A 13,028-nucleotide genomic window follows, 5' to 3' on the forward strand; every position below is an offset into this window, starting at 1 on the left:
GCTGTGAGTCAGGCGGGAAACCAGTTGCTGATAAATGGCAGGAATATCCTTAAACATCAAATCGTTGTTGAGATGCCTGTCGACACGCTTGATTTTGTGTTTAACGCGCGCTGTTCCGGGCAGAAATCTGCCGATACTGGTGAGGGAAAGAGAAGCGCCGCGAGTCAATGCAACGGTCATATCTAGCAGAGCGTTTTTGCGATACTGATGTATCGAGCGGAGGGACTGACTAAAGAATCTGTGGCAAACTTGAGAAGCAGGCATAGAGGGGAGACCTTACTTTTTGGTGGAACACTAAGTAGATCACAACCTTCTATGCCTGTCTTTATTTATGGGGAGCCCTCAGCCCTTACGGCCCTTTGTCATTTCTATCGATAAGATCTTAATCCTGACAGTCCGAAATCACTCAGAATCGATGCTTTCTAAATCGCCCTGAATCAATGCCGCATTCGGGTTCACCTGTGGTGTCAACTGCCCCCCTTTCGCCAGGAAGTCGTGACGCTGGAAGTAGGCTTCGCGCATCATCAGATAAGGGTCAGAAGAATTTCGCAGTATGCCATCAGAATCCAGCAGTTCAGCCCGGGTTTCAACCCCTTGTAAAGCCCACTTACCGACTGACATCCAGATAGTCAGGTAGCTCAGCGCCGGATAGAGAGTATCGACAAAGTCACCACCTTCGTCACGAATGGTGAAGCTGCCGTAAGCCGGTAACTGAACATACGGGCCGTAACCGACACCATAATGTCCCAGCGTACTGCCGAAACCCTGGGCTTCTTCGCGCGCCAGTTTCGGGTTCGCCATGGAGGCCACGTCAATCAGCCCGCCCATCCCCAATAGGGTATTCAGGAAGAAACGGTTGAAGTGGATCGCCGCGTGGTACGGATCCCCTTTCAGTAAGGCGTTCACCATACTTGCCGGTTCATCCAGGTTGCTAAGGAAGTTACTGGTACCGTTACGCGCCGGTTGCGGCACGTAATCGCGCCATGCTACCGCCACCGGACGCAGCACATACGGATCCACAATGTTGTAATTGAAATCGAACATCGTGCGGTTAAAACCTTCGAGTGGATCGGAACGACCCTGCGGCCCACTGTCCGATGATGTTCCGGCACATCCCACCAGTAATACAGTCGCAAACGCCAGCCCAGTCAGACGTAAGTTCATGGTTTTCTCCCTATTTTTCTTCGATTCCACACTCAGGGAACCTGCTGATTAATCTCAATACTGACCTGTCCATTACCAGAAAAATCAGTCAGCGGACTGTCACCGTACCAGTCGCCTTTAACTGGCGTGGCCAAACTATTTTGCGAAATTCGAACGCGTACTTTTAACTGATGCAGTGAAGAAAGCAATCTTTCAGGCATCATCGCACTGCTGTCATCCATGGTCATCGCCAGCGGGAAACGACTCAGCGGCAACTGTTTCACAGCAACGGGTACCGGGCTGCTGCCATCGGTAACCGAAATAAATACCGCACCTTGCTGGGGAATATTCCTTTTTGCCTCAGCCGATAAGTCAACATTGACGGCCAATTTTACACGATCCTGGCCTGACTTCGCCTTGGCCTGCTCAATACTGGCGCGGACCATGTCGCCACGCTGGTCACCAGCGGGTAAAATCTTCAGCATCAACTGCCATGCACCTATCGCTTGCGGATAATGTCCCTGCTCAAATTCATTGTAGGCCAGCAGGCTCAGCACGCGTAACTGCCCCTGATTCTGCTCAAGCATACTGCGTAACAGTTTGCCGCCGCTAATGTTATCTTGCGGATCCGCTGAGCGCGTCAACACATCGGCATAACCGTACTTAATATCCATATCATTCGGTGAAAGCTGATAGGCATGCGCAAATGCTTGAGTCGCCGTGCTGGCATTATTCAACGCCATACCGACTCGCCCCAACATCATCCAGTCTTTGGCATTCGATGGATCTTTTTGCAAGTCAGTGCGCAGCCCCAGGCCTAAATCCTGTACATCCATCATGGTCAGCGGTTGTGAATGTTCGTCAGCCAAGCGGTGACGAAGATCCGGCATGCGGTCCATCACCTGATGCCATGCCCTCACCTGGCCGAGGCCACCCGTATATAAATAGAAACCCAGCGTCACTAACACCAGTAAAAATATCCCCGGAACCAGCATCCAGAGGGTAATGGGTTGACCGGTCTGCGAAGACGGTTCAGGGATATCACTCAGCAGGTTCTCCTGCAATTCACGGATATGCTGTGGGCGCTCATCGACAACGCCCTGATCTTCATCCTGCTCGAGCTCACCCAGACGGTGATGATAGAAAGCTTTGTTCAGCGCATCGCGAGAGGTGTGCTCAGCCCGGTCACCACGCAGCACCGGCACCACAAACAGTGACACAGCGATAATCAACATCACCACGGTGGTCAGCCAAAAAATACTCATGATGCTTTCCCATCGCTGTCTTTCATATTGATATCATTCAGTAAGTGCGCCAGGCGCTGTTGGTCTGTTAACGAAAGTTCGGCAGGCGGTAACGCCGCTTCATCGACAGCATTTGTCCTGTTCTCCTCGCTGACTGGCCGACTCTGGAGCCGTGCACGCATCACGATAAACATCGCGCCAATCAGCACAAACAGCAGCGGTCCCAGCCAAAGAATAAGGGTCGCTGGTGTCACCGGTGGTTCGTAAGTCACGAAGTTACCGTAGCGTGCCACCATATACTGGACAATTTGCTGACGGTTTTGCCCCTCGTTCAGCAGTTGATAAACCTTGGTGCGCATATCGGCGGCAATAATAGAGTCCGAGGCAGCAATGCTGGTGTTCTGGCATTTTGGGCAGCGAAGTTGCTCTGTTATCTGCCGGTATTGCTGCTCCTGCGCATCTGATTTGAATTGATACGTATCGATGGACGCGAACACGCCGAAGCTCAAACAAAGGCCGAGCAGCAGTGCGGTGAGTGATGAACCTATCTTCATGCATCCCCCCCATACTTTTTGTACAACGGCATGACTTCCTGCTGCCACACTTTATCATTCATATCACCGGCATGGCGGTAGCGGATAATGCCCTGTCCGTCGATCAGGAAAGTCTCAGGCGCACCGTAAACACCGAGATCCAGACCCAGCATCCCGTCGCCGTCATACAGACTCAGTGCGTAAGGATTGCCCAGCGTGTTCAGCCAGTTGACCGCTTTCTGGCGATCGTCTTTATAGTTCAGTCCTACAACGCGGATACCTTTGGCCGCCAGCGTATTTAGATACTCATGCTCGGCGCGGCAGGTCGGACACCAGGTGGCCCAGACGTTGAGCAGAATAGGCTTGCCGTTGCGCAGCACCGACTGGTCATAGGTGATTCCCGGCTGCGATAGGGATTCCAGTTTAAATACCGGCACCGGTTTGCCGATCAAGGCTGACTCGAGCAGCGTCGGATCATCGCCATTCGCGTTGCGGGTTAACTGCACCAGAAACATGGCGGCCAGCGCCAGAAACAGAATTAACGGAATGAAGAGGAGTTTACGATTCATGCTTCTTCTGCCTCGGTTTTCCCCTGCCGCTTAAGTTTTTTGCTCATGCGGTAACGCGGGTCGAGAATACAGCAGATCCCACCGGCTGCCATAAACAGGCCACCCAGCCAGATCCAGCGCACAAAAGGTTTGTAGTACAGCCGCACCGCCCAGGAGCCGTCGTCCATCTCTTCACCCAGCGCGGCGTATAAATCGCGTGCCAGATTTCCATCGATGGCCGCTTCGGTCATCATGGTGTGCGCCACGCTGTAATACCGTTTTTCAGCATGCAGCGTGGTCACTGGTTTACCCTTGCGGGTGACATCGATATTGGCCTCGCCACCGGAATAGTTCGCGCCCTGTATGTCACGCATGTCACGGAACACAAAGTGGTAATCATGGATATCGACGCTATCACCGGCTTTCATGCGGACATCGCGCTCGACACTGTAATTTTGGCTGAAGGCGATACCTATCACCGTCACTGCCACGCCAAGATGGCCTAACACCATGCCCCAATGGCTGCGCGATAGATGCATCAGCCCGCGCCAAAAAGTATGCCGATGGGTAGCGCGTTCGTGTAATTCCATCAGCGTCAGCACGATCACCCACACCGACATCAGCAGGCCGACTACGGTCATCCCCACAATGTTGTCCTGCAACCACCACGGCAGCAGAATCGACAGCAGCAGCGTCACCACCAATGCCACACCTAACCGACGCCACAGCTTGCTTGGCTCATCACGACGCCAGCGCACCAGCGGGCCGATACCCAGTAGCAGTGCCAGCGGAGCCATCAGCCAGGTAAACATAGTATTAAAGAAGGGTTCGCCAATCGAGATACTGCCCATACCGAGCTGCTTATGGATCAGCGGCAACAGCGTGCCCAGCAGGACCACCAGCATAGCGGCAATCAGCAACACGTTGTTGCCAAGCAGATAGCTTTCACGCGAATGCAGCTCATGCCGGCTGGGCGCACGCACCGAGTTGCCTTTGATAGCATAGAGCAGCAGCGATCCACCGATCACAATCACCAGATAAGCCAGGATGAACATGCCGCGCGCCGGGTCAGAGGCGAACGAGTGCACCGATACGAGCACGCCGGAACGCACCAGGAAAGTCCCCAACAAGCACAGCGAAAAACAGGTGATAGCCAGCAGAACGGTCCAGGCTTTGAAGGTTCCGCGTTTTTCGGTGACCGCCAGCGAGTGGATCAGCGCCGTACCGGCCAGCCAAGGCATAAACGAGGCGTTTTCCACCGGATCCCAGAACCACCAGCCACCCCAGCCGAGTTCGTAATAAGCCCACGCTGAACCCAACACGATACCAATGGTCAGGAAAACCCACGCTGCTTGGGTCCATGGGCGTGACCAGCGAGCCCATGCGGTATCGAGCCGACCGGCCATCAGTGAGGCAATCGCAAAGGCGAAGGCTACCGAGAACCCGACGTAACCCATATACAGCAGCGGTGGATGGAAAATCAGCCCGATATCCTGCAACACCGGATTCAGGTCACTGCCGTCAACCGGGAAGCCGGGCAATGTGCGGATAAACGGATTCGAGGTCAGCAAGATGAACACCAGGAACCCGGCAGTGATCATGCCCATGACCGCCAGCACGCGGGCCACCGCATCTTGCGGCATCCTGCGGCTAAACAGCGCGACGGCCAACGTCCAACAACTTAACAGCAGCACCCACAACAGCAGCGAACCTTCATGTGCGCCCCACGTGGCGGCCATACGGTAGTAAACCGGCAGACGCGTATTCGAGTTGTTGGCGACGTAAGCGACGGTGAAATCATTCACGACAAACGCGTGAACCAGAATAATAAAGGACAGCGTAATGGTGGCAAACATGCCATAAGAGAGCGGGCGTGCCATCGCCATCATGCGGTTATCCTGCCGCGCTGCGCCCCACTGTGGGTAGATACTCAGCAGTATTGACAGACCTAAAGCCAGACAGAGCGAAAAGGTTCCCAGTTCCGGCATCATGAGTGATCATTTCCTTTGATGTTGCCAACGTAGCTCGACGCAGGCTGCTTGCGATTATCTTTCATTGCCTCTTCCACTTCTGGCGGAACGTATTTCTCATCGTGCTTAGCCAGGACCTGTTTGGCATTCACCACGTTATTAGCTTCCATCACACCCTGCGCCACGACGCCCTGCCCTTCACGGAACAGGTCTGGCAAGATGCCGTTGTAAGTGACCAAAATCGCCCCACGGGCATCGTAAATTTTGAAACTGACCTGCAAATTTTTCGGATCGCGCTTTACAGAACCGGGCATGACCATGCCGCCAATCCGCAGGCGCTGGCCGACAAATGGCATCTCGTGGCTCTCCCCTTTGCCTTGTAAAATCTCACTGGGCGTATAGAACAGATCGATGTTTGAGCGCAGCGCGTACATCACAAGAGAGAGACTCAACCCCAACCCAACCAGCAGCACCAGCGCCAGTGAGAGACGTTTTTTACGACGAGGATTCACAGTAAGTTCTCTCTCGATGGATCCGGCTTCACTTGCACAGGGCTTTTTTGCCCCGCAGCGCCCTGGCGCTTTTTAGCCGCGATATTGGACTGCACAATGCGTTTTTCGCGCGCCTGGCGGCGGCGAACATCAGCCAGAATCACCCTACGCTGTAAGAACGTGTGGGCCACCAGCGCGATCAGGGAAATTAAGGTCGCAGCGACCGAAAGCCAGACATAAAACGCGTAACCGCCCATGTTGAAGAAAGCCTGCCAGTTGGAAAATGCAGCGTTCATCCGCGGCGCTCCTTATTGACTAGTGACGCCACCCACGGACGCAACCGTTCCTGATAAAGGATCAGATTGCGTAACCGCATCAGCGTCAGGGTAATAAAGAAGAACAGATAACCGAAGATAGCCCAGCGCAATGGATAGCGCATACTGGGGTCGATAGACTGCTGCATGTTGGTAGACCCCTGATGCAACGTATTCCACCACTCCACCGAATAGTGAATGATGGGAATATTAACCACACCGACCAGCACCAGAATGCTCGCCGCACGGCCCGCAAGACGGCGATCTTCAAACGCGTTATAAAGTGCAATCGCGCCGAGGTACAAAAACAGCAACACCAATTCGGAGGTCAGCCGTGCGTCCCATACCCACCAGGTGCCCCACATCGGTTTACCCCAGGCGGAACCGGTCACCAGCGCAATAAAAGTGAATACCGCGCCAACCGGTGCCATCGCGGCCAGCACCAGATCTGACATTTTCATCTGCCAGACCAGGCCGATAAAGGCGGCAACCGCCATGGCGCTATAAATGCCCATCGACCAGATAGCCGCCGGGACGTGAATGTACATGATGCGGTAGCTGTTACCCTGCTGATAATCCGGCGGTGCATAGCCAAAGCCCCAGACCCAGCCGATCAACAGACAGGCAACACCCAGAATGGCGAACCACGGGATAAAGCGCCCACAAACGGAGTAAAGCCGTTCGGGCCGCGCAAGTTGATGTAACCATTTCCACATTGTTATCTTTGCTCACTCTAAAATTACTCTGTGATAGATGCCGCGAGACCTCAGCGGGCTCTTGCGCGGTCTGACGTTAAATCAGCCGCCCTTATAGGCATCGCCCTATTGTTCACTATAGGGAAGTGTGATGTTAGTCAAAGGCTGCTTTTTTTCTGTCATCTTGTAACGGTAGGTAAATGCTCTAGTGAATGCTGACTCTCAAGGCTGCTGCCGTCGCAAAAGGCGTTAAGGTCGCGCTGCCCACCAGCAGCGCGCCAAGTATAGCCAGATAGCCGTCAATCGGCATGTTCATCGAGGCGGCGTCTATCGCGCCGGTGGCAAAGATCAGCACCGGAATATACAGCGGTAGCACCAACAGGCTGAGCAATACGCCGCCTTTGCGCAGGCCGACAGTCAGCGCCGCACCAATCGCCCCCATAAAACTCAGAGTCGGTGTGCCGAGCAATAATGTCAGCGCCACCGCTTTCCAACTGGCAAAATCCAGCGAGAGCAGTAAGGCGATCATCGGCGAGAGCAGCAGCAGCGGCAAACCGGTTACCACCCAGTGAGCACATACTTTCACGAGCACCGTGAGTGGCAGCGGCGCAGGCAATAACAGAAGCTGCTCCAGCGTGCCGTCCATATAGTCATCACGAAACAGTCTTTCCAGCGAAAGCAGCGAGGCCAGTAGCGCGGCGACCCACACAATACCGGGCGCAATACGCGCCAGCAACTGTGGTTCAGGCCCCAATCCCAGAGGAAACAACGTGATCACGATGATAAAAAACCACAGAGGATTAATAATCTCGGTGCTATGACGAAAGGCGATTTTTAGCTCCCGCCACAGGAGGTTAATCAACATGAGAGACACTCGTCAGACGGATTTTGCGTACATCGCGGTTAACACCCTGTAAATCCTGATGCGTGGTCAGCAACAGCATGCCGCCACGGCTAACATGCTGCTCAAACAAATCCATTAGCGCTGCGACGCCCTGTACATCAATGGCGGTCAGGGGTTCATCAAGGATCCACAGTGGCGCACGGCTGAGCCACAAACGCGCCAGCGCAACCCGACGTTGCTGCCCGGCGGACATCTGCGCCACCGTCACCTCTTCATAGCCCAGCAAACCGACATGTTCCAGCGCCTGATAAATAGCATCAGCGTTAATTTTTCCGTCAACGGACTGATAAAAAGCCAGATTTTCATAAGCGGTCAGCACGGTTTTAATACCCGGCTGATGGCCCAGATAGACTAACTGCCGATGAAAGACATCGCGCTGACGGCGGGTACTTTCGCCCTGCCAGCGAACTTCACCTACATCCGGCGACGACAACCCGGCCAGGATCCGCAGCAGGCTGGTTTTACCGGCCCCGTTCTGACCTTCAACTTGCACCATTTCACCAGGTTCAAGGGTGAAACTTAAGCCACTAAACAGAGTTCGCTCATCGCGAACACAACTGAGGTTAAGGGCTTCAAACATGGGCGCATTCCGTAAATTTCACAAGTGCGCATTATATCATAAGGCTCCGGCACGCCGCAGAGAGTACTAATGCAAAGTTCTTGTTACTTATTGGTAAGATACAGACCTTTCCCGCTGCGCAAGTGCCGTACCTCTTCTATGCTTAAATAACATTTTTTACCGTGCAGTTGTCGACACCAGAGAGAAAAGGTCCCATGAACCAGGAAAATAAACATTCAACATCCGGCGTTGACGTCGACAGTGAAGAAAATGCGCAAGGTACTGAAATTGAGGTTGATGAGAAGAACTTGCCCTCACCCGCTGCGGCCGTTCATGAGCAAATACGTCTGGAGGGGGAGAAAGAGCTGGAACGCGACGGCATGGCGCTGCTGTGGTCGGCGATTGCCGCCGGGCTTTCTATCAGTGCATCGTTAATGGTCAAAGGGATTCTGCACGCCCGCTTACCGGACTCACCCGAACGTTTCTTCATTGAGAACATCGGTTATACCGTGGGCTTCATTATTGTGATCATGGCCCGTCAGCAACTGTTTACTGAAAACACCGTCACCGCCGTGTTGCCGATCATGCATAAACCGACGCTGAAAAACGGTGCCATCTTGCTGCGCTTGTGGGCCGTGGTGCTGGCGGGCAACCTGATCGGCTGCGCCTGCGCGGCGCTGGCGTTTCATCTGGCGCCATTTTTTGATGCCGACACCGACGCAGCCTTTCACGCCATCGGCATGCAGATCATGGAGAAAAACCCCACCGCCATGTTTGTCAGCGGCATTATTTCCGGCTGGTTGATCGCGACGATGGTGTGGATGCTTCCGTCAGCGGGTACGGCGAAAATCTGGGTGATCATGCTGATGACCTATCTGGTGGCCATCGCCGATCTGACCCACATCGTGGTCGGTTCGGTAGAGATCCTGTATCTGGTGTTCACCGGCGCGATCCCCTGGTATGAATTCATTTGGCCGTTCGCCTTACCAACGCTGGCCGGGAATATCTTTGGTGGCACCTTTATCTTCGCGCTAATAAGCCACGCGCAGATCCGCAACGATATGAGCAATCAGAACAAAACCAGGAACCAACAGAACACCAAGAAGTCACAAGAAAACGGCAACCCGAACCGGTAACTGGCGACGAAACAACCAAACGGTCGGCTAACCTCTTATTATTGTGACAAAAGCGGGTATACTACGCGGGCGGTTTTCAAGGCCGCTTGTGTCTCCTTAGTTAAACGGATATAACAAGCCCCTCCTAAGGGCTAGTTACAGGTTCGATTCCTGTAGGGGACACCATTTCACTGTCTACGAACGTCCACTCAAGTCTATTTTATTCTCTAAATTCAGTAAGTTAATCAACTCGCGTCGTCTATTAGACTCTACCTACTAACACCTACTGGAAATGGCGCACAGCTTACAACCGGCGCTTGGTGGCGGAAACGGCAATGTACCGGGTGTTCGGTTGTCATCTGACACTGCGGCATTACGATGCCCTGATTGGAGAGATGACTGCGATGATCCATGCCTTAAACAAAATGACGTGTGCAGATATGCCAGAAAGAGTACGGATTGCCTGAGGAAGTGACTGACAGGAAGGAGCTTTTATCTAAATCCGATTTATTCACTAAGGCAGTAATTGCTTATAAAACATTGAATATTTCTCGACTCCCGAAAAATGCTTTCTAGATCAATAGAGCATGCTCAGAAAAATAGCATATTAATGGCAATGTGAAGAGAGCATTAAATCCGTTACGTGAGCAAAGCCAGCAGTCTGCTGGCTTTTTTCTGACTATTGTAATTGCTTATATCGGTTAGGCTCTTACGTTCCAATCGTCTGTATACTGCACGTTGCCATCAACATAACGCCAAGTGATTTTATCGTACATTAAGGAAACTGATTCCATGTGATTGATCTGCGAATTACCCGACATTTTAGTGTTTGGCATTCCTGGATTGATGCCTGTGATTTTCACACCCTCAATAGTCATGATAAAGTAGCATTCCTCTTGCCCCGCATGGTTGATGCGATACCAGCGAATCTCCGCACTTTTCAGCGTCTGACCCGTAGCAACGGCCTTGTAAAGATACGGGCTGGAACTATCAAACTCCTTTTCAATCATCATTGGAGAGTGAGAGCGCTTACCCGTGATCTTACCGTTGGCACTGTCTACCGGAATATTCAGGCCATGGCTAAAACCTACAATCTCAATACTACCTTCACGGTCTTGAACGTCTACAGATCCTTTGATATCGGCACCACCATCGTCTTTAAGCCACATATAAGCGGGAATAGGCATGTTACAAACTCCTTTTGGTTGTGATTTTCGTCGTGATGAACCAGTAGCAAACAATCGTTAATAGCAGGTTAAAGCCCACTATTGCCGTTATAATGAAAGTCGAATACGTTTTCCCATTGGGAAAGACAGATTGATATGGCAGAAAGCGGAATAGCCCCCAAAACAGAAAGGCAAAAACGAAGAATTTCACAAACCGCCTTAAAGTGGATACTGCCCACTCTTTCAGAAGTCTTGGAGGATCAACTTCGCGCGTAATCGCCTTATAAGCGGTAATAATCGCGCTGAAGATTGGAACACTGATCAAGATGTTTATCAGGATACCAAAGTAATCATGTAGCGATTCCCACACCTCTGAATCAGGCTCGCCCAATATGAAACGAATCACTTTACTGGCACTCTGGAAATCGAATAACCCTGTGAGCGAGTCAATTAAACCATCATAGGGAATTACCTTAGCAGCGATCAGCATAACCACGGCGAACAGTGCTATCTTGATGAATAAACTAAGGACATGTTTTGCCATTGGCGATCACCTCAATCGTGCCATATGCCTTCAATTTCCTCATACAAGGGACATCCATTTTCTGAGTCCTTAGCAGAGCATTGCGTAACATGGCAAAATCTGAATCGTGCGGGAGAGTGATACAACCTTCTGAGAGAACGCCAGGGTGCAAACGGAAGTTTCCGCGCTTAACGCCTTCTATCCATATGTAATCGTCAATTCCCCAATCATCCCGCCATAGTGCAAACCATTCCGAATGTTTGAACGTAGCGCCGCTGGCAAAGTGATTGTAGATATCTCTGACACCTGCACTCACCTGCGATTTGAGTCCACCTTCTGGACGGTCAACAATCCAGTATTTACCGGCTGGCACTGGCCCCATCTTAGGGATCATTCCACATGCCCCACGGTTACGGTATGCACCATCGCCAGAGAACGCTAAAAACGTGCCAACCCCGGGAAATGATAAAGGGGAGTAATGTGCATCGTTGATTACAAACCTTCCATGTAGAGCCATAAACCACCTAATATCCTTTTATAAGTTGTGGCTATAATATCCCCCTATTCAATAGGTTTTCCAGGTTAACCACCTGATTTTATGCAATAGAATTATAATACACCCTATGGGCATACCAACAGAAAGTCAGTTAACCATTTCCTTATACTGATCATCTTTGATTTGGTGAACACCACTGTTAATCAGCGTTGAATTTTGATCAGCAGGAAATATTTACCACCTTTGAGGTTTTCGACCGTTTTATCACTAAAACCATTGACCCCGCGCATTTGCCTGCGCCGGTGGAAAAGCGGGTTGAAGAAGTAATGCGCCCCAAAGCCCCCGTCTATACCGTGCGCTTAGAGTGACAATTTCGACGTATCTAAGTGCTATCCGGTCACTGAGATACGCTGTTTATTCTGTGTATCAGTCCCTCTTTTGAACCACCTCTCATACGCGGCAAAACTCTTAATAGGTGATGAAATGGATACAACCGAAGAGTTAAATGGAACATACTTCTACCACGGAGAAAGCAATCTATCTCCGGGTGAACTTTTTGATGCCATTTTTCTTGAACAATTTTGTGATGAACTTGGTATAGGCATTGATTCAGGTGCTGCTATTCTTGCTGGTCAGCCGTGGTTAAAGACGCGCCAGAAGCCAAGAGATGCACAGATTGGCACAAGCATTGCATCAAAGTACGCAAGAATAATCCTACGAGATGCTCGTTTACCTTTTGGTTTACGGGTCAAAACACCTGTCGGTTTTACAATGAAGAAAACCAATAAACTTGCCGCAGTCATCGCTCGTTATGTTCCGTGGTTAGGCTGGATTGGTCTTGTGAACTCAATTTACCAAGCATCAAGAAAAATACAGAATAAATATAATCTGATAGCCCGTCCGAAAGACAGAATACAGTGGACATATTTTTAATGGGTACAATTCAAGACCAAGTGCTGGCACTGTTCAGGGAAGAGATCCCCGGATATTTGGATAAACACTGGAAAGAAATCCCTTTGGAGCTTGATTTTGATTTATTTGATGCTCCCGGAGATGACCTACATGAGGTCTTGGATAAATTTGAGAAAAGATTTAACGTGGATTTATCTGGTGTAACATGGTCTTGTTATTTTCCGTGGGAAAATACTCCGCTATTAACACGATGGTTCAAGGCAAAACGAGAAGAGGTAGAGCAAACACGTCAACCTTTAACCGTGAGGATGTTTGCTGAATCAGCAAAGGCAGGAAAATGGATATATGACTGAATAAACCCCTATCATGCAAATCCGTTATTAGATTAAAGCCAGTAATCACGCTGATTCTTTTC

General features: G+C 51.2%; 16 protein-coding genes, 1 tRNA gene and 2 pseudogenes. 5 read left to right on the forward strand and 14 right to left on the reverse strand.

Features of this window, described 5'->3' with window-relative positions:
* From IEV89_RS15935 to ccmA, 11 genes and pseudogenes are all read right to left on the reverse strand, one after another.
* Positions 1-264 (reverse strand): annotated as a pseudogene (locus IEV89_RS15935) (IS4 family transposase); the annotation flags it as partial.
* Between the two features lie 138 nt (positions 265-402).
* Positions 403-1,164 (reverse strand): phospholipid-binding lipoprotein MlaA, encoded by a 762-nt coding sequence (gene mlaA / locus IEV89_RS15940; RefSeq protein WP_188474518.1) that lies wholly within the window; start codon positions 1,162-1,164, stop codon positions 403-405.
* Between the two features lie 32 nt (positions 1,165-1,196).
* Positions 1,197-2,408, reverse strand: a complete 1,212-nt coding sequence (gene ccmI, locus IEV89_RS15945) for a c-type cytochrome biogenesis protein CcmI (protein ID WP_188474519.1) — start codon at positions 2,406-2,408, stop codon at positions 1,197-1,199.
* Positions 2,405-2,941, reverse strand: a complete 537-nt coding sequence (locus tag IEV89_RS15950; RefSeq protein WP_188474520.1) for a cytochrome c-type biogenesis protein — start codon at positions 2,939-2,941, stop codon at positions 2,405-2,407. The genes ccmI and IEV89_RS15950 overlap by 4 nt, the downstream gene beginning before the upstream one ends.
* Complete coding sequence (locus IEV89_RS15955; RefSeq protein WP_188474521.1) at positions 2,938-3,489, reverse strand: DsbE family thiol:disulfide interchange protein; 552 nt, start codon at positions 3,487-3,489, stop codon at positions 2,938-2,940. Before IEV89_RS15955 ends, IEV89_RS15950 begins: the two co-directional genes overlap by 4 nt.
* Positions 3,486-5,459, reverse strand: coding sequence for a heme lyase CcmF/NrfE family subunit (locus IEV89_RS15960; protein ID WP_188474522.1), 1,974 nt, complete (start codon positions 5,457-5,459; stop codon positions 3,486-3,488). Before IEV89_RS15960 ends, IEV89_RS15955 begins: the two co-directional genes overlap by 4 nt.
* Positions 5,456-5,950 (reverse strand): cytochrome c maturation protein CcmE, encoded by a 495-nt coding sequence (gene ccmE / locus IEV89_RS15965; protein ID WP_188474523.1) that lies wholly within the window; start codon positions 5,948-5,950, stop codon positions 5,456-5,458. Before ccmE ends, IEV89_RS15960 begins: the two co-directional genes overlap by 4 nt.
* Positions 5,947-6,225, reverse strand: coding sequence for a heme exporter protein CcmD (ccmD, locus tag IEV89_RS15970; protein WP_188474524.1), 279 nt, complete (start codon positions 6,223-6,225; stop codon positions 5,947-5,949). The genes ccmE and ccmD overlap by 4 nt, the downstream gene beginning before the upstream one ends.
* Complete coding sequence (locus IEV89_RS15975) at positions 6,222-6,959, reverse strand: heme ABC transporter permease (RefSeq protein ID WP_188474525.1); 738 nt, start codon at positions 6,957-6,959, stop codon at positions 6,222-6,224. Before IEV89_RS15975 ends, ccmD begins: the two co-directional genes overlap by 4 nt.
* 184 nt (positions 6,960-7,143) lie before the next feature.
* Positions 7,144-7,803, reverse strand: coding sequence for a heme exporter protein CcmB (gene ccmB / locus IEV89_RS15980; protein WP_188474526.1), 660 nt, complete (start codon positions 7,801-7,803; stop codon positions 7,144-7,146).
* Positions 7,793-8,422 (reverse strand): cytochrome c biogenesis heme-transporting ATPase CcmA, encoded by a 630-nt coding sequence (gene ccmA, locus IEV89_RS15985; RefSeq protein ID WP_188474527.1) that lies wholly within the window; start codon positions 8,420-8,422, stop codon positions 7,793-7,795. Before ccmA ends, ccmB begins: the two co-directional genes overlap by 11 nt.
* Before the next feature lie 194 nt (positions 8,423-8,616).
* Here ccmA and IEV89_RS15990 point away from each other — a divergent pair, with 194 nt between their 5' ends.
* From IEV89_RS15990 to IEV89_RS21785, 3 genes and pseudogenes are all read left to right on the forward strand, one after another.
* Entirely contained in the window at positions 8,617-9,537 is a 921-nt protein-coding gene (locus tag IEV89_RS15990) for a formate/nitrite transporter family protein (RefSeq protein ID WP_188474528.1), read from the forward strand.
* A gap of 90 nt (positions 9,538-9,627) precedes the next feature.
* Positions 9,628-9,702 (forward strand) — tRNA-Arg (locus IEV89_RS15995).
* 89 nt (positions 9,703-9,791) lie between these two features.
* A pseudogene (locus tag IEV89_RS21785) lies at positions 9,792-9,983 on the forward strand (IS5/IS1182 family transposase); the annotation flags it as partial.
* Positions 9,984-10,217: 234 nt separating this feature from the next.
* Here the strand turns inward: IEV89_RS21785 and IEV89_RS16000 are convergent.
* From IEV89_RS16000 to IEV89_RS16010, 3 genes are read right to left on the reverse strand one after another with little or no spacing between them, the layout of a single operon-like run.
* On the reverse strand, positions 10,218-10,703 hold the full coding sequence (locus IEV89_RS16000) for an Hcp family type VI secretion system effector (protein ID WP_188474529.1): 486 nt from the start codon (positions 10,701-10,703) through the stop codon (positions 10,218-10,220).
* A 1-nt stretch (position 10,704) separates the two neighbouring features.
* A complete protein-coding gene (locus tag IEV89_RS16005; protein ID WP_188474530.1) occupies positions 10,705-11,226 on the reverse strand; it encodes a hypothetical protein in 522 nt (173 codons plus the stop codon).
* The gene (locus IEV89_RS16010) at positions 11,207-11,722 is read right to left on the reverse strand and encodes a DUF2778 domain-containing protein (RefSeq protein WP_188474531.1); all 516 of its coding nucleotides are present in this window, start codon (positions 11,720-11,722) and stop codon (positions 11,207-11,209) included. The genes IEV89_RS16005 and IEV89_RS16010 overlap by 20 nt, the downstream gene beginning before the upstream one ends.
* A 462-nt stretch (positions 11,723-12,184) precedes the next feature.
* On the opposite strand from IEV89_RS16010, the gene IEV89_RS16015 reads away from it, so the two are divergent.
* Both IEV89_RS16015 and IEV89_RS16020 read left to right on the forward strand, forming a co-directional pair.
* On the forward strand, positions 12,185-12,634 hold the full coding sequence (locus IEV89_RS16015; protein ID WP_188474532.1) for an STM2901 family protein: 450 nt from the start codon (positions 12,185-12,187) through the stop codon (positions 12,632-12,634).
* Positions 12,619-12,966, forward strand: a complete 348-nt coding sequence (locus IEV89_RS16020) for a DUF1493 family protein (RefSeq protein WP_188474533.1) — start codon at positions 12,619-12,621, stop codon at positions 12,964-12,966. The genes IEV89_RS16015 and IEV89_RS16020 overlap by 16 nt, the downstream gene beginning before the upstream one ends.
* Positions 12,967-13,028: the final 62 nt, after the last annotated feature.

It is taken from the genome of Hafnia psychrotolerans, assembly GCF_014639435.1.
Taxonomy (GTDB): domain Bacteria; phylum Pseudomonadota; class Gammaproteobacteria; order Enterobacterales; family Enterobacteriaceae; genus Ewingella; species Ewingella psychrotolerans.